Source organism: Blastococcus sp. TBT05-19 (genome assembly GCF_003319095.1).
Taxonomy (GTDB): Bacteria; Actinomycetota; Actinomycetes; order Mycobacteriales; family Geodermatophilaceae; genus Blastococcus.
Genome location: NZ_QOHI01000004.1, coordinates 146,001 through 166,720, shown reverse-complemented (window position 1 = coordinate 166,720; position 20,720 = coordinate 146,001). Strand labels below are relative to the sequence as shown.

The 20,720-nt window shown below is 74.0% G+C and carries 23 protein-coding genes; 15 read left to right on the top strand and 8 right to left on the bottom strand.

The window, feature by feature from the left end; translation table 11 throughout:
• Nucleotide 1 precedes the first annotated feature (1 nt).
• The gene (locus DQ244_RS12180; RefSeq protein WP_113811752.1) at nucleotides 2-1,150 is read left to right on the top strand and encodes a glycosyltransferase; all 1,149 of its coding nucleotides are present in this window, start codon (nucleotides 2-4) and stop codon (nucleotides 1,148-1,150) included.
• Here the strand turns inward: DQ244_RS12180 and DQ244_RS12175 are convergent.
• Genes DQ244_RS12175 through DQ244_RS12165 form a run of 3 tightly spaced genes read right to left on the bottom strand, consistent with a single transcriptional unit; the run spans nucleotide 1,078 to nucleotide 4,048 of the window.
• Complete coding sequence (locus tag DQ244_RS12175; protein WP_113811751.1) at nucleotides 1,078-1,983, bottom strand: glycosyltransferase family 2 protein; 906 nt, start codon at nucleotides 1,981-1,983, stop codon at nucleotides 1,078-1,080. The two genes, DQ244_RS12180 and DQ244_RS12175, sit on opposite strands and share 73 nt — an antisense overlap.
• A complete protein-coding gene (locus DQ244_RS12170) occupies nucleotides 1,980-2,966 on the bottom strand; it encodes a glycosyltransferase (RefSeq protein ID WP_113812018.1) in 987 nt (328 codons plus the stop codon). Before DQ244_RS12170 ends, DQ244_RS12175 begins: the two co-directional genes overlap by 4 nt.
• Complete coding sequence (locus DQ244_RS12165) at nucleotides 2,963-4,048, bottom strand: glycosyltransferase (RefSeq protein WP_113811750.1); 1,086 nt, start codon at nucleotides 4,046-4,048, stop codon at nucleotides 2,963-2,965. The genes DQ244_RS12170 and DQ244_RS12165 overlap by 4 nt, the downstream gene beginning before the upstream one ends.
• Nucleotides 4,049-4,125: 77 nt before the next feature.
• On the opposite strand from DQ244_RS12165, the gene DQ244_RS12160 reads away from it, so the two are divergent.
• Genes DQ244_RS12160 through DQ244_RS12145 form a run of 4 tightly spaced genes read left to right on the top strand, consistent with a single transcriptional unit; the run spans nucleotide 4,126 to nucleotide 6,918 of the window.
• On the top strand, nucleotides 4,126-4,326 hold the full coding sequence (locus DQ244_RS12160) for a hypothetical protein (RefSeq protein WP_113811749.1): 201 nt from the start codon (nucleotides 4,126-4,128) through the stop codon (nucleotides 4,324-4,326).
• Entirely contained in the window at nucleotides 4,323-5,264 is a 942-nt protein-coding gene (locus DQ244_RS12155) for an NAD(P)H-binding protein (protein WP_113811748.1), read from the top strand. The genes DQ244_RS12160 and DQ244_RS12155 overlap by 4 nt, the downstream gene beginning before the upstream one ends.
• Nucleotides 5,237-6,016: a CPBP family intramembrane glutamic endopeptidase gene (locus DQ244_RS12150; RefSeq protein ID WP_113811747.1), complete on the top strand. Its 780-nt coding sequence runs from the start codon at nucleotides 5,237-5,239 to the stop codon at nucleotides 6,014-6,016. Before DQ244_RS12155 ends, DQ244_RS12150 begins: the two co-directional genes overlap by 28 nt.
• Nucleotides 6,017-6,063: 47 nt before the next feature.
• Nucleotides 6,064-6,918, top strand: a complete 855-nt coding sequence (locus DQ244_RS12145; RefSeq protein WP_113811746.1) for a GIY-YIG nuclease family protein — start codon at nucleotides 6,064-6,066, stop codon at nucleotides 6,916-6,918.
• 60 nt (nucleotides 6,919-6,978) lie between these two features.
• Here the strand turns inward: DQ244_RS12145 and DQ244_RS12140 are convergent, their stop codons facing one another.
• The 3 genes from DQ244_RS12140 to DQ244_RS12130 all read right to left on the bottom strand — a co-directional run bounded on the left by DQ244_RS12140 (nucleotide 6,979) and on the right by DQ244_RS12130 (nucleotide 9,548).
• On the bottom strand, nucleotides 6,979-8,274 hold the full coding sequence (locus DQ244_RS12140) for an acyl-CoA dehydrogenase family protein (protein WP_113811745.1): 1,296 nt from the start codon (nucleotides 8,272-8,274) through the stop codon (nucleotides 6,979-6,981).
• Nucleotides 8,275-8,548: 274 nt separating this feature from the next.
• Nucleotides 8,549-9,169 carry a hypothetical protein gene (locus DQ244_RS12135; RefSeq protein ID WP_113811744.1) on the bottom strand — a complete coding sequence of 207 codons (621 nt, stop codon included), beginning with the start codon at nucleotides 9,167-9,169 and terminating at the stop codon, nucleotides 8,549-8,551.
• A gap of 208 nt (nucleotides 9,170-9,377) precedes the next feature.
• Nucleotides 9,378-9,548 carry a DUF1059 domain-containing protein gene (locus tag DQ244_RS12130; protein ID WP_113812017.1) on the bottom strand — a complete coding sequence of 57 codons (171 nt, stop codon included), beginning with the start codon at nucleotides 9,546-9,548 and terminating at the stop codon, nucleotides 9,378-9,380.
• A gap of 498 nt (nucleotides 9,549-10,046) precedes the next feature.
• Between DQ244_RS12130 and DQ244_RS12125 the strand changes: the two genes are divergently transcribed.
• Nucleotides 10,047-10,550 carry an ABC transporter substrate-binding protein gene (locus DQ244_RS12125; protein WP_113811743.1) on the top strand — a complete coding sequence of 168 codons (504 nt, stop codon included), beginning with the start codon at nucleotides 10,047-10,049 and terminating at the stop codon, nucleotides 10,548-10,550.
• Nucleotides 10,547-11,542 carry a cation diffusion facilitator family transporter gene (locus DQ244_RS12120; protein ID WP_199580367.1) on the top strand — a complete coding sequence of 332 codons (996 nt, stop codon included), beginning with the start codon at nucleotides 10,547-10,549 and terminating at the stop codon, nucleotides 11,540-11,542. The genes DQ244_RS12125 and DQ244_RS12120 overlap by 4 nt, the downstream gene beginning before the upstream one ends.
• 15 nt (nucleotides 11,543-11,557) lie before the next feature.
• Here DQ244_RS12120 and DQ244_RS12115 read toward each other — a convergent pair whose 3' ends face one another.
• Entirely contained in the window at nucleotides 11,558-11,830 is a 273-nt protein-coding gene (locus DQ244_RS12115) for an STAS domain-containing protein (RefSeq protein WP_113811741.1), read from the bottom strand.
• A gap of 190 nt (nucleotides 11,831-12,020) precedes the next feature.
• On the opposite strand from DQ244_RS12115, the gene DQ244_RS12110 reads away from it, so the two are divergent.
• The 6 genes from DQ244_RS12110 to DQ244_RS12085 all read left to right on the top strand — a co-directional run bounded on the left by DQ244_RS12110 (nucleotide 12,021) and on the right by DQ244_RS12085 (nucleotide 17,927).
• Entirely contained in the window at nucleotides 12,021-14,486 is a 2,466-nt protein-coding gene (locus DQ244_RS12110; RefSeq protein ID WP_113811740.1) for a molybdopterin oxidoreductase family protein, read from the top strand.
• Nucleotides 14,483-14,965, top strand: a complete 483-nt coding sequence (locus tag DQ244_RS12105) for a hypothetical protein (RefSeq protein WP_113811739.1) — start codon at nucleotides 14,483-14,485, stop codon at nucleotides 14,963-14,965. Before DQ244_RS12110 ends, DQ244_RS12105 begins: the two co-directional genes overlap by 4 nt.
• Nucleotides 14,966-15,032: 67 nt before the next feature.
• Nucleotides 15,033-16,259, top strand: a complete 1,227-nt coding sequence (locus DQ244_RS12100) for a cation:proton antiporter (protein WP_113811738.1) — start codon at nucleotides 15,033-15,035, stop codon at nucleotides 16,257-16,259.
• 195 nt (nucleotides 16,260-16,454) lie between these two features.
• Nucleotides 16,455-16,997 carry a copper chaperone PCu(A)C gene (locus DQ244_RS12095; RefSeq protein WP_113811737.1) on the top strand — a complete coding sequence of 181 codons (543 nt, stop codon included), beginning with the start codon at nucleotides 16,455-16,457 and terminating at the stop codon, nucleotides 16,995-16,997.
• 61 nt (nucleotides 16,998-17,058) lie between these two features.
• Entirely contained in the window at nucleotides 17,059-17,319 is a 261-nt protein-coding gene (locus DQ244_RS12090; protein WP_113811736.1) for a hypothetical protein, read from the top strand.
• A complete protein-coding gene (locus DQ244_RS12085; RefSeq protein ID WP_113811735.1) occupies nucleotides 17,316-17,927 on the top strand; it encodes a hypothetical protein in 612 nt (203 codons plus the stop codon). The genes DQ244_RS12090 and DQ244_RS12085 overlap by 4 nt, the downstream gene beginning before the upstream one ends.
• Nucleotides 17,928-17,956: 29 nt before the next feature.
• Here DQ244_RS12085 and DQ244_RS19430 read toward each other — a convergent pair whose 3' ends face one another.
• Nucleotides 17,957-19,048, bottom strand: a complete 1,092-nt coding sequence (locus DQ244_RS19430; RefSeq protein ID WP_158544547.1) for an AI-2E family transporter — start codon at nucleotides 19,046-19,048, stop codon at nucleotides 17,957-17,959.
• A gap of 318 nt (nucleotides 19,049-19,366) precedes the next feature.
• Here DQ244_RS19430 and DQ244_RS19425 point away from each other — a divergent pair, with 318 nt between their 5' ends.
• Both DQ244_RS19425 and DQ244_RS12075 read left to right on the top strand, forming a co-directional pair.
• Nucleotides 19,367-19,903 (top strand): hypothetical protein, encoded by a 537-nt coding sequence (locus tag DQ244_RS19425; RefSeq protein WP_158544545.1) that lies wholly within the window; start codon nucleotides 19,367-19,369, stop codon nucleotides 19,901-19,903.
• Between the two features lie 13 nt (nucleotides 19,904-19,916).
• A complete protein-coding gene (locus DQ244_RS12075; RefSeq protein WP_147251516.1) occupies nucleotides 19,917-20,717 on the top strand; it encodes a hypothetical protein in 801 nt (266 codons plus the stop codon).
• Nucleotides 20,718-20,720 lie beyond the last annotated feature (3 nt).

Genomic DNA, 20,720 nt, shown 5'->3' with positions numbered 1-20,720 from the left:
CGTGCGCGACCTACCCTCGCTCGCCGCGGGGCGTCCCGGGCGCCGGCTGACCATCGCCGTGCTCGGTCCCAGCAGCCACCCGGTCGCCGAGCCCTACCCGGGCGGTCTGGAGTCCTTCACCGGTGGTCTGGTCGCCGGTCTCCGCGACCGCGGGCACCGGGTGCTGCTCTTCGCGGCGGCCGGCAGCACGGGAGCGCAGCCCGAGGTCCTCGCCGGAGGCGGGTGGCGGCCCGACGAGCTCTCCCGCGCCGACCCCTCGATGCCGGCCGAGGCGTTCATGACCGAGCACCACGCGCACCTGAACGTCCTCGACGCGCTGCGGACGACCTACGCCGGCCAGGTGGACGTCGTCCACAACAACTCGCTGCACTACCTGCCGCTGTCGCTGGCGACCACCCTGCCGGTCCCGACCGTCACGTCCCTGCACACCCCGCCGACCCCGTGGCTGACCGCCGCGCTGAGCGCGGGTGGCGGCTCGCACGCCTTCACCACCGTCAGCCGATTCACCGCCCGCCAGTGGGAGCCCTGGGTGCCCCGCGCCGAGGTCTTGCACAACGGGGTCGACCCCGATCGCTGGGCGCTCGGACGCGGTGGGGGCGGCCTGCTGTGGTTCGGCCGCATGGTGCCGGAGAAGGCCCCGCACCTGGCGATCGCCGCGGCGGCCGAGGCCGGGCGGCACCTGCACCTGGTGGGGCCGGTCGCCGACGCCGGGTACTTCGCCGCGCAGATCGCACCGCACCTGGGCGCCGGCGCCACCTGGCACGGCCACCTGGGCGGTGCGACGCTGGCCCGGGCGGTCGGCCGCGCCGACGCCGTCCTGGTCACGCCCGCCTGGGACGAGCCGTTCGGGCTGGTCGCCGCGGAGGCCGCGATGTGCGGCACGCCCGTGGTCGCCTTCGACCGGGGCGGCATCAGCGAGGTGCTCCGGCCGCACGTGGGGCAGCAGGTAGGGATAGTCGTCCCGGCCGGCGACGTCGCCGCGATGGCCGCGGCCATCGGGCCGACCACCGCTCTGGACCGCCGCGCCGTCCGGGAGGCCGCCCTGTCGCACCTGTCGGCGAAGACGATGGTCCTCCGCTACGAAGCCGTGCTCCGCGCGGCGGCCGCCGAGGGGCCGGCGACCGACCAGGTACGCGTGGCCGCGTCGTAGTCGGCCAGCCCGGCGGCCCGGAACTGCTCGAGCCAGCCGGTCATCGGCCACCACCCCCAGCGGCCGTGGAAGACCGCGGCGTTGCGGACGATCGCCTCGAGGTGGTGCACCGGTGGGTCCTGCACGGGATGGTGCTGGTGGGAGGCATCGGCGCCGCCCACCCAGAACAGCGAACCGCCGAGCGATCGGACGGTCGCCGCGAAGTCGGTGTCCTCGCCGCCATAGCCGCGGTAGTCCTCGCAGAACCCGCCCGACCGCGTCCAGTCGGCAGCGGAGACGGCGAAGGACAGCGACCAGAACAGCCACCACTGCGAGGGGTCGGCGAGGACGACCTCGCCGGGTGCCGGCGCCGGGCGCGCCGCGTGCGGCCGGGCCGCCGCGGGCAGCTGCGCCAGGTCGGCCGGGGAGGTGACCCGCACCCCGGGGGGCAGGTAGGCGACCGGGCCGCACAGCAGCACCGGGCCCGGGGCCGCGCGCACCGCGGGATCGACGGCCGCCCGGGCGTAGCCGGCCAGGAGCCCGGGGGAGGGGACGCAGTCGACGTCGAGGAACACCAGCAGCTCGGCGCCGAGCTCGATCGCCGCGGCGGCCGCGGCGTTGCGGGCCCGGGCCAGCGGCAGCTCGCCGTCGGCGGGCAGCGGGACGTCGACGACGACCCGGCGCGTGCCCGGGGCCGCGGGCGTCGCGGCGACGACGGCGCGGACGTCGTCGTCGCCCATCGACGCGATGACGTGCCAGGCGGGGGGCTCGGACACCGCGGCCAGCCCGAGGAGCTGGCCGCGGAGGTGGTCGTGCCGGCCCTGCACGATGGTCAGCAGCGCCGTGGTGGTCATGCGCCGTCCCCGGCGGCGGCGTCGAGGAAGGCCGCGGCCCGCTGCGCACCGTCACCCGGTGCCCAGCGCTCCCACGGACCGGCACCGGCGGCCCGGGCCCGGTCCAGCAGACCCGGCCACTCCGGCGCCGCCGGCCAGCTGTCGAGCGCCACCAGGCCCTCGGCCCGGAGCAGCTCCGCGCGACGGCGCTGCTCCCCGAACGGCCGGTCCTGCGCGATCACGACGGCCGGCCGGCGGGCGGCGGCCACCTCGGCGACGGCGTTGTGGCCCCCGTGCACGACGACCACCTCGGCGCGCTGCAGGGACGTCCACACGTCCTCCCCGCCGGCGGCGTCCTCCGCGGAACCCGGCACGCGGTACTCCCAGGTCCACCCCGGGGTGGCCTCGCGCGCGGCGCGGAAGTCGTCGTCGCCGACGTCCCGGCCGCCGCTGCCGAACAGCACGAGCACCGTTCCCGGCCGGGAAGCCTCCGGGGTCAGCGGCCGGCCGTCGAAGCGGGAGAACGCGCCGACGTGCACCACCTGCGCGCCGCCGTCCGGCTCGTCGCGGGGGGCCGGCCAGGGCGCCACGAGGGCCGTGGCCAGGCTGCGCCCGAGGCGGTGGGCGGGGTCGTCGCGGTCCCCGAGCATGGCGAAGACGACGACCGGGACGCCGCACAGCCGGGCCAGGGCGGTCACCTCCACCGAGACGTCGGTGACGAACAGGCGCGGCCGGGCCCGCGCGATCCACCCGGCGAGGGCGGCGTGCCGGTCCTGCAGCCCGGCGTGGTGCAGCGGGGCCCAGTGCAGCGCGCCGCCCGCGGTGGCCGACGCCCGGTCGACCGGCCCGTCGTCGTCCCGGGGCAGCTCGATCCACTCCCCGGAGAAGCCCTCCGGGGCCGCGGCCGAGCCGAACGCGGTCACCGGGGTGCGGAGGTGCCGGCTGACGGCCACCAGCCGCTGCCGGTGGCCGGCGCCGTGCGAGTGCGCGTACCAGCCGATCACGCGCACGCCTCCGCGGACCGCTGCGTCGCACCGGCGACCACGCGCTGGTACAGGTCCCGGTGGACGGTGGCGACCTCCAGCCGTTCGGCGAGGCGGTCCGCCGCGGTGGCCGCGGATGCGGGTGGTCCGCTCATCGCCCGTTCCAGCCCCGCCGCCAGCGCCCCGGGATCGTGCAGGTCGACCTGCACCAGGGCTCGTTGCTGGTGCAGGAAACCGACCCTCCCCGCCACCACGGGCGTGCCGACGTCGTGGCACAGCTCCAGCCACCCCGAGTGGGTGCCGTGGCCGTACGCCAGGACCGACACGTCCAGCTCCCGCAGGTAGGCGAGAAGGTCGGCGTCGTCGAAGCGGCCGTGCACGCGCAGGTCGAGCGCACCCGACCCGGCCGCCTCGTGTAGTTCCCGCACCAGCCCGGCGTCGTGGCGGGGGAAGTCCGGGGCGAGCGCCTCGGCGTGCACGTCCACCCGCAGCACCGTCCGCGGCAGGAGGTCGACCGCCCGGATCAGCGAGCGCAGCACCGGCTGCGCCATCAGGTTGGCCCGCAGGCTCTTGAGGTGCAGGCCGACCACGCGGCGCGGGCGGTCCGGGCGGGGTACGCCGATCTCGTGCAGCGGTGCCACGTGCGGGTGCGGCACGATCGCAGCCCGCCGTCCCCACCGCCGGCGCACCTCCTCGGCGGCCCCGGGGGTCAGCGTGACGAGCGCATCCGCGGCCGGGACGAGGACGTCGAGGAGCCGGTCGTGCCCGTCCTGCCGGGAGAAGTGCGGGTTCTCCAGGTCGTGGACGGTGAGGACCAGACCCCGCCCAGCGGCCCGCAGCGCAGCGACGAGCTCGCGCAGCTGGTCGGGCGTGCGTCCCTCGAACCCGAAGTGCACGTGCAGCACGTCGAAGGAGGCGGAGTTCGCGGCGACCCACGTGGGGGACAGCGCCTCCGAGGGGAGCCAGCCGCCGTCGTCATCGGGGGGCCGGACCAGCGTCACCCCGGGGACCCGTTCGTCGACGAGGCTCGCCACGTAGCCGTGGGCCGCCGGGACGGGCAGCACCCGCACCTCGGTGCGCGCACCCTGATCTCCGCCGCGCACGGCGCGAGTATGCCCGACACCCCGTGACGGGCCGGAGCCGCTGCATCCGCTTCCGCCGCCGGGTACGAAGACCTGTCATGAGCGTGATGACCACCGACGGCGGCCCGGAGGCACTCCTCGCGGAGTTCGAGTCGGCTCGCCAGGACCTGGTGGCGGCCACCGCGGCCGTGCGCCGCAAGGACACACCGGCCGCGCGCCGGGAGCTGGCAGACCGCCGGGCGCGGATCGACGCGATCCTCGACTCGTGGAACGCCGGCCACCCCGTCCCGCGCCGGTGAGGATCCTCGTCACCGGCGCATCGGGCTTCGTCGGCAGCCGGCTGGCGACCGCGCTCGAGGAGGCGGGGCACGAGGTCCGGGCGATGACCCGGCGGCCGGACCGCTACGAGGGGCCCGGGACACCCGTGGCCGGCGACGTCGGGGACGAGGGCTCGCTGCGGTCGGCGCTCGCGGGCTGCGAGGCCGCGTACTACCTCGTGCACTCCCTCGACGACCCGGACTTCGAGCGCAAGGACGCCGACGCGGCACGCGCCTTCGCCCGGGCCGCCGCGGCTGCCGGGATCGGCCGGATCATCTACCTCGGTGGCCTGGGCCAGGACGGCGACCAGCTGTCGAAGCACCTGCGCAGCCGTCGCGAGGTCGAGCGGCTCCTGGGGAGCACCGGTGTCCCGGTGACGGTGCTGCGCGCCGGCATCGTGGTCGGCCACGGCGGGGTGTCGTGGGAGATGACCCGCCAGCTCGTGGCGCACCTGCCGGCCATGGTCACGCCGCGGTGGGTCAGCACCCGGACGCAGCCCATCGCGGTCGCCGACGTCGTCCGGTACCTGGTCGGCGTCCTCGAGGCACCGGAGGCCACCGGGCGGGTGTTCGAGGTGGGCGGCCCCGAGGTGCTCACCTACCTGCAGATGATGATCCGGGTCGCCGAGATCCAGAACCGGCACCTGTTCGTCGTCCCCGTGCCGCTGCTCAGCCCCCAGCTGTCCTCGCGCTGGCTGGCCCTGGTCACCGACGTCGACCTGGCCACAGGCCGCTCGCTCATCGACTCCATGACCAACGAGGTGGTCGTCACCGACGACGCCATCCGCTCGGTCGTGCCCTTCGAGCCGATGGACTACGACGAGATGGTGATGACCGCCCTGGTGGAGCGGGCGCGCCAGCGCCGGCAGCGGGCGGGCGAACGGCGCGGCGGATGGCTGAGCCGCGGGGCCCGACGGTGACCCGCGGCCGTGCGCTGATCGCCCGGGTGGCCCGGGCGGCCGGGCCGCTGCTGCGGAGCGTGCCGCGCGACCACTGGGAGAGCGACGAGGCGTTCCGGCGCCGGCGGCGGGTCACCGCGACCACCGCGGTCACCGGTGCGTCGCTGCTGGGGGTGTCGCTGTCGACGCCGCCCGGTTCGACCCGGTTCTACGGGCTCACCCTCGGGGTCGCCGCCACGTGGGTGGTCGGCGGGCTGGCGTCCGGGCCGCTGCACCTCGGGCGGATGTTCGGGCCGGGGGAGCAGCTGCGCCGTCCGGTGCTCACGCCGGTCGTCTCCGGGGTGGGGGCGTTCGGCGCGTTCTACGCCGCGGCGCTGGTCGCGCGGCGGATACCGGTCCTCGAACGGGCGATCAGCTCGGTGCTCCGCTACGCCGACCAGGGGACGACGCCGCTCGTGCTCACCACCACGCTGGCCAACGGCGTGGCCGAGGAGGTGTTCTTCCGCGGCTCGGTCTACGCCGCGGCGGGCACGGCCCGGCCGGTGCTCGTCTCGACCGCCGTCTACGGGCTGGCCACGACGACGACCCGCAACCCGGCGCTCGTGCTGGCGAGCGTGCCGATGGGCCTGCTGTTCGCGCAGCAGCGAAGGGTCACCGGCGGCATCCAGGCGTCGGTGCTCACGCACGTGGTGTGGTCGACCCTTATGCTGCGCTACCTGCCGCCGCTGTTCGCGCGCCGGCTCGCTGACGAGCGGTCGTCGGCACCGCGGTGAGATCTCACGCCGAATCCCACCCCGGGCGCGGCCGGTAGGTTCCGATCATGCAGCCGACCGGGGCGTCCTCGTCGCGAGGCGACCTCACCCTCGCGGACCTGCTGGACGTGGCGGGCATTCCGCCGGACGACGTGCTCCTGGTCCGTCACACCTACAGCACCGACGGCCTCACCGGCCCGCAGGACGCCGCGGTCGACAACGTCCTCACCTACTCCCGGGCCCAGGCGCTGCGGCAGAGCAAGATCCCCCGGGATCCGCCCGCTCTGTGGCTGAACTTCCTGGCGGACGGCAAGCGGCGGTCCCGGTTCCTCACCGCGTACGAGAACAGGGGTGAGGTCCTTGCCGAGCGGACCGACGTCCAGCGGTACTTCGATCTCCACCCGTCCGACGTCCTCGGGTCGCTCCGGAACCGGCTCGTCATCGAGTGGTCGGCCGACACGATCAACTGGGCCAAGGCAGGCGCCAGGGCCGATCAGATGCCGGTGGTCGAGATCGCCGACCCCGCCCGCGTGCCGTTCCCGGGCTTCGACAACGTCCTCGTCACGCACGACGAGCTGGTGGCCGTCGTCGAGGACTCGCGGTACGCGGAGTGGCGGACAGCGCTCGCCGCCGTTCAGGGCGTCTACCTCGTCGCCGACACCAGCAGCGGCGAGCTGTACGTCGGGAAGGCGGACGGCGCGGAGCGCCTGCTGGGCCGGTGGAGCGCGTACGCGCGCGACGGCCACGGCGGCAACGTCGCGCTCCGCGAGCTTGCGGAGGTCGACGGGACACACCGTCGGCACTTCGTCTTCAGCATCCTGCGTGTGTTCGGCCCGACCGCGACCACCGCTGAGGTCGACACGGCCGAGGCCCACTACAAGCGGGCGCTCCTCACCCGGCAGTACGGCCTCAACCGGAACTAGCAGGCGGCACGGCGACCACGGTGGCCCGGCTCGAACTGGTCCGAGCCGGGCCCCGTTCGCTCAGGGGCCGGCGAAGACGCCCTCACCCCGGGCAGCGGAGCGACCGGGTGCCGGCTCGTCGTAGCGACCGGCCTCAGCGCGGGCGACGACGAAGTGGTGCACCTCGTCGGGGCCGTCGGCGAGGCGGAGGGTGCGCTGGGCGGTGTACATGTCGGCCAGCGGCGTCCACTGCGAGACCCCGGTGGCGCCGTGGATCTGGATGGCCTGGTCGATGATCTGGCAGACCTTCTCGGGCACCATCGCCTTCACCGCCGAGACGTAGACCCGGGCCTCGGAGTTGCCGAGCACGTCCATTGCCTTGGCGGCCTTCAGCACCATGAGCCGGCAGGCGTCGAGCTCGATGCGCGCCCGCGACACCGTCTCCATGTTCTTGCCGAGGTGCAGGATGGGCTTGCCGAACGCTTCGCGGAACTTGCCGCGGCGGACCATCAGCTCGAGGGCCTTCTCGCCCTGCCCGATGGCGCGCATGCAGTGGTGGATCCGTCCGGGACCCAGGCGGACCTGGCTGATCTCGAAGCCACGGCCCTCGCCCAGGAGCATGTTGGTTGCCGGCACGCGCACGTCGGTGAACCGGATGTGCATGTGACCGTGCGGGGCGTCGTCGCGGCCGAACACGTGCATGGGGCCGAGCACGTCGACGCCGGGGGTGTCCATCGCCACGAGGATCTGCGACTGCTGGGCGTGTGCCGGCGCGCCGGGGTTCGTCTGGCACATGACGATCATGATCTTGCAGCGGGGGTCGCCGGCCCCGGAGATGTAGTACTTCTCGCCGTTGAGCACGTACTCGTCGCCGTCGCGCACGGCCTGGAGCTGGATGTTCTTGGCGTCGGAGCTGCCGACGTCGGGCTCGGTCATGGCGTAGGCGGAGCGGATCTCGCCGTTGAGGAGCGGCTCGAGCCACTGGGCCTTCTGCTCGGGGGTGCCGACGCGCTCCAGCACCTCCATGTTGCCGGTGTCGGGCGCCGAGCAGTTGAGCGACTCGGAGCCGAGCGGGTACTTGCCGAGCTCGACGGCGATGTAGGCGTAGTCGAGGTTGGTGAGGCCGCCGACCTCGGAGTTGGGGAGGAAGAAGTTCCAGAGACCGGCCTCCTTGGCCTTGGTCTTGGCCCCCTCCAGCGCCTCGAGCTGACCCGGCGCGTACGACCACCGGTCGCTGCGTGCCTCCCCGAGCCGGAAGTACTCCTCCTGCATCGGCGCGACCACGTCCTCGAGGAAACGGACCACGCGGTCGAAGAGCGGGCGCGCCGCCTCGCTCATGCGCAGGTCGAACAGCTCCGTTGGCTCGGCGGTCTGCATCCGGTGTCCCTCTCAGCTCGGTCCGTGCGGCGGCGGCGCGGTCCTCACAGGGTGGGCCGCAGCCTCGACATGATCCCGGTGGAACCGGGGCCCGAGCGTGGCACAGCACGCGGACGGCCCTCGAACCGGGACCAGCACGGCGCGAGCCCCCACAGGTGCACCGTGGGGGCTCGCCCTCCGCGCCCGAGCACGGCACGGAGATGCGGCACCTGCTGCGTGGCGTCCCAGGCGGCCCCGCTCGACGGCGCCGGCTCACGCAAGGCCTGGCTGTCGATCAGCTCCTCGCCCGGGGCCTGGCAGAAGCGGTCCTGAGGGCGTAGCCCATCCACGCGAGGCCCAGCCCGAACAGCGGGACGCCGATGAAGACGCCCCACTCGGTGGTGCTCGAGTCATCCTCGAAGAAGGCACCGGTTGCCATGTCGATCGCCACCGCGGCGACGAGGCCGAACAGCATGAGCAGCGGGGCGCCCGGAGGGACCCTCCTGCCGATGGCGCTGCCGACGGCGAAGAGCACGATGCCGACGAGGAACGCGAGGAAGCCGATCATCCACAGCACGTCGCCCCACGCGGGCTCTCCGGGATCGCCGACCGCTTCCAGGACGAGGAAGACCACGCCCAGGGCGACGACCAGGCCGGCGCCCGCGGCCACCAGCATGCTGCCCGCCCGTCCGGCCCAGCCGTCGGCCGGCGACTGCACGCGGTGCAGCTGCGGGACGACGTAGACGAGCAGGGCGAACCCGATGAGTATGGCGAACCAGGCCCAGTCGACGACGCTGCTGACCAGCGCGCCGAGAGCGAACAGCGCTCCGGCCACCATCGCCAGCGTCCCGACTGTCTCCGCCCGGGTGTGCTCGACCCGGGTCTCGGTGACTGTGGTGCTCGAGGTCGGTTCCATGGCTGTCTCCGCGTGGGATGTGGTTCGTGGGACCCCCGCTCCCGAGATGGTCTCGCGTCCCCGGGTGCGGGACAACGGTCCGCTGCGCGGGACCGCGGCTGCGTCGAACAGCGCACCGGCGGCGGGTCTGGCGTCGACGGTCCCGGGGCCCTCGGCGGCACCCCGCCGTGCCGTGGGGCTCCCGCCGAGGGCCCGTGAGGTCGCGGGATCACCGCTCCCTGATGAGGCCTCGGATCTGGTCGGCCATCTCGGGTGTGACCGCCACGCCGTGCGCCTGTTCGGCGTGCGGCGCGGCCTGAGCCATGACCTCGTCGGTCGTCTCGCCGTGGACGACGGCGTCGCAGTCGAACCCTGCGTCCCGGCACTTCAGTTCCTTCATGACCGCGCCCCTTCCGTCGACGGCTGCTGCGGTGCGCACAGGGTGCTCGCCCGATCTCGACGCGTCGAGACGTCCGCGCGCGGGCGCAGGGGCCGGTGATGGTGCGGTCGGCCGGCCGTTCGACCGTCGCTCGTGCAGGCGAGCTGACGGCGTCGTCCGCGTCGGCGGCCGGGCCCGCGCGCCGACGCGGCCGAGGCTCACCACGAGCGGGCGCTCCTCACCCGGCAGTGCGGCCTCGACCGGAACCAGCAGGCGGGCGTGCCTTTCGGCATCGGTCAGATCCGGAGATCTCGTGCCTGGGGGCACGCGGCCCGTGCTGCGGTGACCGAGCGTCCGCGGAGACGGTGACCGAGTGTCCGCGGAGACGGGGACGGCGGGGCTGAGCGGGCGTCGGGCGTGCCTCTCGAGCGGACGTCCCGACGACCCGCCACGCGGTGCCGGGGGCTCGGCCGTGGAGCAGGCGCGCGTGCGCCGGTCCGCCCTAGACTTCGGGCCGCCATGTCGACCCGTCTGATCACCTCGGTCGCGGCGGCCCTGGTCGTCGTGGGGTCCTCGGCGTGCGCGGCGATCCCCGCCGACACGGAGGGAACGCTCGAACGGGCCTCCGGCGGTGTCCTGCGCGTCGGGATGAGCGAGCACCCACCCTGGACGGAGGTCGACGACGGCGAGCGCACCGGCGTCGAGGTCGACCTGATCGAGGAGTTCGCGGAGAGCATCGACGCCGAGCTCGAGTGGCAGGACGGCGGCGAGGAGCACCTGATCGAGCAGCTCCACGCCGGCTCCCTCGACGTCGTGATCGGCGGACTGACGGAGAAGTCGCCCTGGATGGAGCAGGCCGCGCTCACCCGCCCGTACGTCGTCGTCACGAGCTCCTCCGGATCGCCCGAACCGCACGTGATGGCCAGCAGGATGGGCGAGAACGCGCTGCTGGTCGCCCTCGAGCGGCATCTCGAGCAGCACGAGGCCGAGGTCGCCGAGCGGGTCGACGGTGCACGACCGTGAGGCGCCGGGGTGCGGAGCACGTGGCGGGGCTGGCGGAGCGCATCGAGCTGCCGGCGTCCAAGAGGCAGGTCCTGCAGCGGGCGGTCCGCCTGGAGTGGCTGACGATCGCCTTCCTGGTGACCGCCGTCGCAGCCATGTACGCGGCGGCCGGGAGCTCGCAGGCCATGAAGGCCGCGTGGATCGAGGACCTGCTCTCGTTCCTCCCGCCGATCGCCTTCCTGGTCACCAACCGCGTCCGCTCCAAGGAACCGACGGTCGAGCACCCGTACGGCTTCCACCGGTCGGTCAGCATCGGCTACCTGGTGGCGGCGACCGCCCTGCTGCTGATGGGCAGCTTCCTGGTCGTGGAATCGGGGCTGGCGCTCGCGGCCGCGGAGCGCACGCCGATCGGCCTGGTGACGGTCTTCGGGCACACGTTCTGGGCCGGCTGGCTGATGGTCGCCGCGCTCACCTACACGCTCGTCCCCCCGGTGCTTCTCGGCCGGGCGAAGCTCGGGCCCGCGCGCGAGCTGCACGACAAGGTGCTCTACGCGGACGCGGACATGAACAAGGCCGACTGGCAGACCGCGGCCGCCGGCATCGTCGGCGTGCTCGGCATCGGCATCGGCCTGTGGTGGCTGGATGCGGTCGCGGCGATCCTCATCGGTGCGTCCGTCGCCCACGACGGCTGGAGGAACCTGCGGACGGCGCTGGGCGACCTGATGGACTCCCGCGCGTCGGTCCACGACGACTGGCGGACGGTGCACCCGGCGGTGGACGGGATCCGCGACGCGGTCATGGCCCACGGGGGCGTGGCGGCGGTGCAGGTCCGCGTCCGCGAGGAGGGGCACGTCTTCCACGCCGAGGTGTTCGTGGTCCCGGGCGACGAGCGGATCGCCCTCGGGGAGCTCGAGGACATCCGCGACGCGGTGCGCGCCGTGGACTGGAAGCTCCACCACGTCGTCGTGGTGCCTGTCCGGACGCTTCCGGTCGGCAACCTGCCGTCGCCCTGAGGTCGAGCGGGGGGCTCAGGACTCGGCGGCGCTGCGCGGCGCGATGACCACGACGCGTCCGCCGCGTGCGGCGATGGTGGTCCGGAGCTGCTCGAGGAGCTCCAGCCCGGCGTCGTCGGTCCGCTGCACCGCCTGCAGGTCCAGCAGGACCTGCCGGTGCCCCTCGCGGTGCAGGGTGGATGCGGTGCCCGACAGCAGATCGGCTGCCTGCACGGTCAGGTGACCGCGCGCCCGCACCACGCCCGTCCGGCCGTCCACCTGCTCGCTGAACGCTGACTGGTCGGTCACGTGCTCCTCCTCGGGTCGGCGGATGGAGGTCCTTCCTACCGCCGATGGGCGCGCGGCGACCGCCGGATGAGGGCCGGGGGACGCCGATGTCACGGGACTGTCATGCGACCGGGCGGTGCGCGGGGAGTTTCGCGGGTAGGGCGCGCTGGGCGCTCGCACCAGAGGTGACCCCTGACCCGAGGAGGACGAGATGCCGCGCACCGACCGGATTGCCGAGCCATGGGGGACGCGGACCCCGTACGGCGCGGGGGAGACCTGGCCGGTGCGGGTCGACACCTTCCTGGCCGACGGGCTCGACGAGGGCGACGTCGACCGCTGGGTGCAGTCCGCGACGATCCTGCACTCGAACGGGGACGGACTCGACATCGCCGTGAAGGACGAGCGCATCGTCGGGGTCCGGGGCCGGGCCGTCGACCGCGTGAACCACGGGCGGCTGGGCCCGAAGGACCTGTTCGGCTGGCAGGCCAACCACTCGCCCGACCGGCTGACCCGCCCGCTGATCCGGCGCGACGGCGAGCTCGTGGAGACCGACTGGGACACCGCCATGGACGCGGTGGCCGGCCGGGCGAAGGAGCTGCTCGCCGAGCAGGGGCCCAGCGCGATCAGCTTCTACACGACCGGGCAGCTGTTCCTCGAGGAGTACTACACCCTGGGGCTGATCGCGCACGGCGGCATCGGCACCAACCACGTCGATGGCAACACCCGGCTGTGCACCGCCACGGCAGCGGCGGCGCTGAAGGAGTCCTTCGCCTGCGACGGCCAGCCCGGGTCCTACACCGACATCGACTCCGCCGACGTCATCGCGCTCTTCGGGCACAACATGGCCGAGACGCAGACGGTGCTCTGGACGCGGATCCTCGACCGGCTCGCCGGCCCCAACCCGCCCGAGATCATCTGCGTCGACCCGCGCGAGACGCCCGTCGCGCGGCACGCCGCCGTGCACCTGGCGCCGCGGCCGGGCACCAACGTCATGCTGATGAACGCGCTGCTGCACGAGATCGTCGGGAACGGGTGGGTCGACACCGCGTACGTGGAGGCGCACGCCGTCGGCTTCGAGGAACTGGCCGAGCGGGTGCGGGACTACCCGCCGGAGCTCGCTGCCGAGGTCTGCGACGTGCCGGTCGAGCAGATCCGGCGGGCCGCGCGGATCATCGGCACCGCCGAGCGGCTGGTGTCGACCGTCCTGCAGGGCTTCTACCAGGCCAACCAGGCCACCGCCGCCGCCGTGCAGGTCAACAACATCCACATCCTGCGCGGGATGCTGGGCAAGCCAGGGTGCGGCGTGCTGCAGATGAACGGCCAGCCCACCGCGCAGAACACCCGCGAGGCCGGGGCCGACGGCGACCTGCCCGGCTTCCGCAACTGGTCGAACGACGAGCACATCGAGGACCTCGCCCGGGTCTGGAACGTCGACCCGATGGACATCCCGCACTACTCACCGCCCACCCACGCGATGCAGATGTTCCGGTACGCCGAGGAGGGCTCGATCCGGTTCATGTACGTCACGGCCACCAACCCGGCGGTGTCCCTGCCGGAGCTCGGCCGGATCCGGGAGATCCTCGCGCAGGAGCGGCTGTTCCTCGTGGTGCAGGACATCTTCCTGTCCGAGACCGCGCAGCTGGCCGACGTCGTGCTCCCCGCGGCCACCTGGGGCGAGAAGACCGGAACGTTCACCAACGTCGACCGCACCGTCCACCTGTCGGAGAAGGCCGTCGAGCCGCCCGGCGAGGCGAGACCGGACCTCGACATCCTGATCGACCTCGCCCGCCGGCTGGACCTGCGGGACAAGGACGGCGCCCCGCTGGTGAAGTGGACCGACCCGGAGGGGGCGTTCGAGGGGTGGAAGGAGTGCTCGCGCGGCCGCCCGTGCGACTACACCGGTCTCTCCTACGACAAGCTCCGCGGCGGGAGCGGGATCCAGTGGCCCTGCACCGACGAGCACCCCGACGGCACCGAGCACATCTACGTCGACGGGCAGTTCTGGGCCGACCCCGGTTACTGCGAGAGCTACGGGCGGGACCTGGTCACCGGCGCCCCGCTGGAGCCTACCGAGTACAAGGCGCTGAACCCGAGCGGCAAGGCCGTCCTCAAGGCGGCGGAGTACCTGCCGCCGCACGAGCTGCCGAGCCAGGAGTACCCGTTCCAGCTGATGACGGGCCGGACGCTCTACCACTTCCACACCCGGACCAAGACGGCGCGCGCGCCGCAGCTGCAGAAGGCGGCTCCGGAGGTGTGGGTGGAGATGGCGGCCGGTGACGCCGCGGACCGCGGTCTCGGCGAAGGGGACCTGCTCGAGGTGCGCACGCCGCGCGGGCGGGTGGAGGCCAGGCTGCGCGTCAGCGGCATCAGACCGGGGGCGATCTTCCTGCCGTTCCACTACGGCTACTGGGACGAACCCGACGGCGCCGAACCGGGCGGCGAGCGGGGCAGGGCGGCCAACGAGCTGACCATCACCGACTGGGACCCGGCGTCCAAGCAGCCGATCTACAAGACGGCGGCGGCGGCCGTGCGGCGGCTGGCCACGGCGGACGGTCCGTCGCTCGCGCCCACCACCACGGGGTCCCGGCCGGTCACCGACGGCGTACCGCCGACGACGGGCGGCGAGGCCGCCACGGCCAGCGAGGAGTTCTCGCCCGTGGGCGGTGGCCCGCGATGAAGCTGCACCTGGCGATCGAGGAGCTGCACCGCTCGGAGAACCACCTCGCCGGCGCCCTGCTGGCGATGTCGGACCGGCACAAGGCCGATCACGAGGTCTTCCACGTCGCCCGTGACATCGCCCGGTGGTCGCAGGACCACGTCCGGGCGCTGGCACAGGCCGGCCGCGAGTTCGGGCTGGACCTGGACCCGGAGCCGAAGGGGGATCCGACGCTCCTGGAGAAGGCGCGGCAGGGAGCCTCCGACCTGCTCGGGCGCAGCAGCGTGCCCGGGCTGCTGCTGCTCGCGAACCTGCGGCACGTCTACCGGGAGGCCTGCGGCACGTCGCTGGACTGGGAGCTGCTCGCCCAAGGGGCGCAGGGAGCACGCAGGAAGGAGCTGCTGCAGCTGGCGGAGCGGTGCCACCCCGACACGCTGCGCCAGGTCCGGTGGGCCAACGGCAAGCTCAAGGAGTCCGCGACCCAGGTGCTCGTCAGTTGAGCGTCGGGAGCGGCGGGACGGCGGTCGGCGCGGCTGCTGCGGTCGGCGAGCGGGGCGCTGACACCGCGTGCTGATCGACGTGGTCCTGGCGGTGTCGGGGCTGCTGGGGCTCGGCGTCGCCGCGCTGTCCGGCCGGCTGCGCCGGTGGCCCGTGTCGGTCCCCGTGCTGGGGCTGGCATCCGGAGTGCTCCTCGGACCCGCGGTCTCCGGCGTCCTGGAGATCCCGCCGGTCACCGAGGACACCACGTGGCTGCACACCGCCGCCCGGGTGCTGCTCGCCATCTCGGTCATGTCGGTGGCGCTGCGCTACCCGGTGGGAGCGGCTCGTGCGCAGCTGCGCCCGGTGCTCCTGCTGCTGGGGGTCGCCATGCCTGCGATGGCCCTGGTCACCGCAGGCCTGGCGTGGCTGACCCTCGGCGTGGGGCTCGGGAGCGCCGCGCTGCTCGGAGCCGCTCTGTGCCCGACGGACCCGGTGCTGGCGTCGAGCGTGGTCACCGGGAAGCCGGCGGAGGAGGACCTCCCGGCCCGCAACCGGCAGATCCTGTCCCTCGAGTCCGCCGCCAACGACGGGCTCGCCCTGCCACTGGTGCTGGTGGCGCTCGCCGTGGCCGGGGCGGACGGCGTCGGCGCGGCGCTCGCCGAGTCCGCCTGGCAGGTGGCCGGCGCCGTGCTGCTCGGGGTCCTGACCGGCTGGCTGGGTGCACGGGCGCTGCGCGCGGGGGAGGAGGACGGTTCCACCGACCCCGCGCCCCGGGTGCTGTTCACCGCGGTCCTCGCGTTCGCGGTCCTGGGGCTGGCCGGGCTGGCGCACGTCGACGGCATCCTGGCGGTGTTCGTCGCCGGCCTGGCCTTCAACCTCGTCGCCACCGGACCGGACCGGACCGACGACGCACCGATCGACGAGGCGGTCAACCGGTTCCTCGTCCTGCCGCTGTTCCTCGGCTTCGGGCTCGTGCTGCCCTGGTCGGCCTGGGCCGACCTCGGCTGGCGCGGCCCGGCGCTGGTGGTCGGGGTGCTCCTGCTGCGGCGGCTCCCCGTGCTCCTGCTCCTGCGCCGCCCCCTGCGGCTGGGCCGGCCGGACGCCGTCTTCCTGGGGTGGTTCGGGCCGATCGGGGTGTCGGCGCTGTTCTACCTGGCGCTGGAAGCCGAGCGCCTCGACCTCGACCCCGTGGTGCTGGCCGCCGGCAGCCTCGTGGTCGCCGCCAGCACGGTCGCCCACGGTCTGACCTCGTCCGCCGGGCGGGTCCTCTACCGGCGCGGCCGGCGATCGCCCTCTTCCCGGAGGGACGCCTGAGGTGGTCGTCGCAGGTGGTCCGGCGTCCGGGCTGATGCGTGCCGCGATCGACCGTGGTGCCCGTCGTCTGCTCCATGTCGGTTCCGTGACAGACCGCCGCGCCTCGTTTCCGTGCCGCGGCCCCGGGCAGCCCGCTGACGGCGGCGCAGCACCGCGTCCCGCCGATCGTGAGGAAACACGGCACAGGGAGCACAGATGTCCACTACCAGAACGAGTTCCTGGCGGTTGCCGGCCGTCGCGGTGGCCACCGTCCTCGGTATCACCGGGTGCGCGGACGAGACCCCGGACACCGACGCGCGCGGCGCGGTGGGGCCCGATGAAGCAGTCACCGAGGAACTCAAGGTGCTCCAGGTGCAGCTGGCGTACCCGCTCGACGGGGTCTACGACATCGGTGAGGACGCGCCGCTGTACCTCGGCATCGCCAACACCGGCGGCCAGGAGGACGACCTGCTCGACGTCCGCGGCCCCGACTTCGTCGACGCCGCCCTGACCGTCGACGGCGAACCCGCACCGATCCGGGTCCCGGAGAACGACAACGTCTACGTCGGCGCGGAGGGCGCACCCTCGATCGTCCTCGAGGACCTGCAGACCTCGCTGCGGTCCTCCCAGTCGATCCCGGTCACCCTCGTCTTCGAGGAGGCCGGAGAGGTGACAGTCGACGCCATGGTCGCCGCTGCGGGCCAGGAGCCGACGGAACCCTTCGACTTCGAGGACCCCGCAGAGGACCCGACCAACTGACCGCCCGCTGCCCGGGGGAGCGGCAGCGCTGCCGACCGCACCGGCACCGGAGGAGGAAGCGATGACCCCCACCCCTCGACGCGCCGTCCGTCCCATCGATGCGGAGGTGCACGCCCTCCGCCAGGTCACCAGGGCGGCGATGGCCGAGCTCGAGGAGGTGAGACGCCGCCAGTCCGAGCTCCTCGACATGGAGGCCGCCCTGCTCGTGGCCATCGACGTGCGCACTCGGCGCATGGACGCCCTGCTCGATGCCCGGCTGCGCGTCGCGGTGCCGGACGGTGCTCCCTGCGCAGGCGGTGTGCTGCCCGGAGGAGTGGCGTGACCGGAGTGCCCCGGAGCGTCCCGGCCGGGCCTGCCTCCTCCCGCACGCGAGGCGGCCGGACCGCCGCCGCGCTGCTGGCCGCGGCGCTCGGGACGGGAGCGCTGGCCGGCTGCAGCGACCCCGCCGGCCCGGTGGCGGGAGCCGTGGCGACGGATGACCTGCGGGCCATCGAGGACGACCTCGGCGTCCTCGAGGACCGGGTCCGCGCGCTGGAGGACGCGATGGCGGACGACGAGCCGGTGGTGGATGACGAGGCCGGCGTCCTCGACGACGCACGCGCCCTCGCCGGGCAGGAGGTCACGGTGAGCGCGGAGGTGTCGGAGCTGGTGACCACCACCGACGTGGGCGGCGCCTTCCGGATCGGGAAGGACTCGGGCGAGCCGATCGCGGTCATCATGGCGACGCCGCCGGAGCAGCTGGACCGCAGCGACGTCGTCCGGGTGTCCGGCGCGGTCGTGGAGGTGCAGCCGGACTCGTTCGAGACGGACTTCGGCATCGCCGCCGACGCGCTCGTCGACGACCCCGACGCCTTCCTCGCGGACCTCGAGGGCGAGGTGGCCATCGCCGCCGACCGGGTGGAGGTGCTGCAGGAGCAGGCCGAGGGCTGACCTCCCGCGACGAGCGCTCCGCCACCGGCTCAGCGCCGCACGGCCCGCTCCGGGGGCAGCCGATGGCGCCGGAGGTGCTCGCCCACCTGGTAGCAGACGGCCACGAGCGGGGTCGCCAGCAGAGCGCCGGCCAGGCCCCACAGCAGGGTGCCGGCGGTGACGGCGAGCAGGACCACCACGGGGTGCAGGCGGAGCGCCCGGCCGACGATGAGCGGCTGGAGGACGTTGCCCTCGAGCTGCTGCACGACGAGGACGACGACCAGGACGACGATCGCGTCGGTGGGGCCGTTGGTCACGAGCGTGACGAGGACGGCCACCACACCGCTCACCGTGGCCCCGAACAGCGGGACGAAGGCGCCGAGGAAGGTCAGGAGGGTCAGCGACACCCACAGCGGCACCCCCAGGACGAGCAGGGCGGCGCCGATGCCCACCGCGTCGATGAGCGCCACCACGACGATCCCGCGGACGTAGCGCGCCAGCGCGCTCCAGGCGGAGCGGCCGGCACCGTCGACCTGCTCGCGGCGCCGATCGGGAACCCGCTCCAGCAGCCAGCCCCACATCGTGACGCCGTCCTTGAGGAGGAAGAAGACCAGGAACGCCACCAGGACCACCGCGGCCAGCAGCTGCAGCGCCGTCCGCGCGGCAGCCATCGGCTCGGGGGCGAGGGCGTAGACCTGGGTCACCACGGCGTTGCGCATCTCGGTGACCTGCTGGGGGTCCAGCTGCAGCGGCCCCTCGACCAGCCACACCCGGACCCGGTCGATCCCGGCGGCCAGGGGCTGGGTCAGGTCCCGGAGCTTCCCGGCGGCCCGGAAGCCGATGAGGAATCCGGCGCCCACCAGCGTGCCGACCAGGAACAGGACGGAGGCCAGCGCCGCGACCGCCGGGGGGATCCCGCGGCGGCACAGCCCCCGCGCCAGGGGCTCGACGAGCGCGGCCAGCAGCACCGCCACGGAGACCGTGACGGTGAGGAACGGGATGCTCAGCAGGAGCTCCAGGCCCAGCCAGGCGACCCCGGCGAGCACGAGCACCGCCGCACCGGTCGCCAGCGCACGGAGCGTCCAGGGCGGCACCCCCGGCCGGGCCGGGGGAGCCTCGCGGAGGCGCGGTGGCCGCCTCACGGAGTGCGGGCCGACCGTGGGCAGCGGGCTCGCCGCACGATGCTGTGCGTCATCGATCTCCGTCCTCGTCCGGCCTGGTGCGGCAGAGCCGCCGGCCGCGCGTCGGGGTGCACCCCTGCTGTGCCCGGAGGGCGGGCTCAGCCCCGGGATCGGACGGAGGGGACATGCAGCTGTCACACCGGTCGTCGGCAGCGTTGCGGTCTCGTGACGAACCACGCGACGACGTACTCCGGCCTCCGGTCGGGGGCAGCGCTGGAGGGCCGGAGCCGAACCGCGGCGCCTCCCGAGGTCGCCGCCCACCCGATGAGGAGACCCGCCGTGACCAGACTCCACTCCCGCACCCGCCGAGCGTGCGCCGCAGCCGCGATCGCCCTGACCACGGGGCTGGGCGTCGCCGCCTGCGGTGCCGAGGAGGCCGACCGCGGGACGACGCTCGAGGACATCAACGAGGAGGGTGCCGAGGACCTGGGGGACGTCGAGACCCTGGAGGACGACGTGAGCGAGCAGGACATCGCCCAGGCCCCGAACCGGGACGACAGCGCTGCCTTCTTCGACGACCCCGACTCGTTCACCGACGAGCCGGTGACGGTCCGGGGGAGGATCGTCGAGGTCCTGAGCCCCTACACGTTCGTGATCGGGGAGGGGGACATGGCCACGCTGGTGACCCGTGCCAACCCCGACGGCGTGACCCTGCTGCCCGGCTACACCGCGCAGGTCACCGGGGACGTCGGCACCTTCCTCCTGCCCGAGGTCGAGGAGGACCTGGACGTGGACCTGGTGGACGAGACGGTCGAGGTCTTCCAGGACGGGCCCTTCATCGCCGCCGTCGACGTGAACCTGCTCGACGAGGACTGAGGACCCGGCCGACGTGCTGGACAGCCCCCTGACCACCGCCCAGGGCCTCATCGGGGCCCTGGCGCTCACCCTGGTCCTGGCGGGCCTGCACCTGCTGGCACCCCGGATCAGACGGTTGCCCCTGGTGCCCGAGCGGGCCACCGCGTCGTTCGCCGGGGGGCTCGCCGTCGCCTACGTCTTCCTCCACCTGCTGCCCGAGATCGCGCAGGGCGACGAGGAGGTGGGGGAGGCCCTGGGCGACGTCCTGGAGCCGACCCCGCTGGTGGACCTGGGCATCTTCCTCGTGGCGCTCGTCGGCTTCGCGGCGTTCTACGGCCTCCAGCGGCTGGCCGACCGGCATGCTCCCGCGCCCTCCCGGTGCGGCCCGGGGAAGACCATGACGTCGGCGGAGCCGGCCGGCGTCTACTGGCTGCACCTGGGCTCGTTCGCGGCCTACAACGTGCTCATCACGTACACGATGGCCCTGCGGCTGGAGACGGGGCCGGCGTTCGCGCTGCTGTTCACCCTCGCGATGGGGCTGCACTTCGTGCTGACCGACCGCTCGCTGGAGGAGCACTACCCACGCCGGTTCCCGCGCAGCGGCCGGGTGCTGCTCGCCGCGGCCCTGCTGGCGGGCTGGCTGCTGGACGCGTTCCTGGCCCCGACCAGCACCGTGCTGGTCGCCGTCCTCACCGCGCTGCTCGGCGGGTCGATCCTGCTCAACGTGTTCAAGGAAGAGCTCCCGAGCGGCGGCCGCTCCAGCTACCCCTGGTTCCTCACCGGGCTCGTGCTCTACGCGGGCCTGCTGACGGGAGTGACGGCGCTCGGCGGCTGAGCC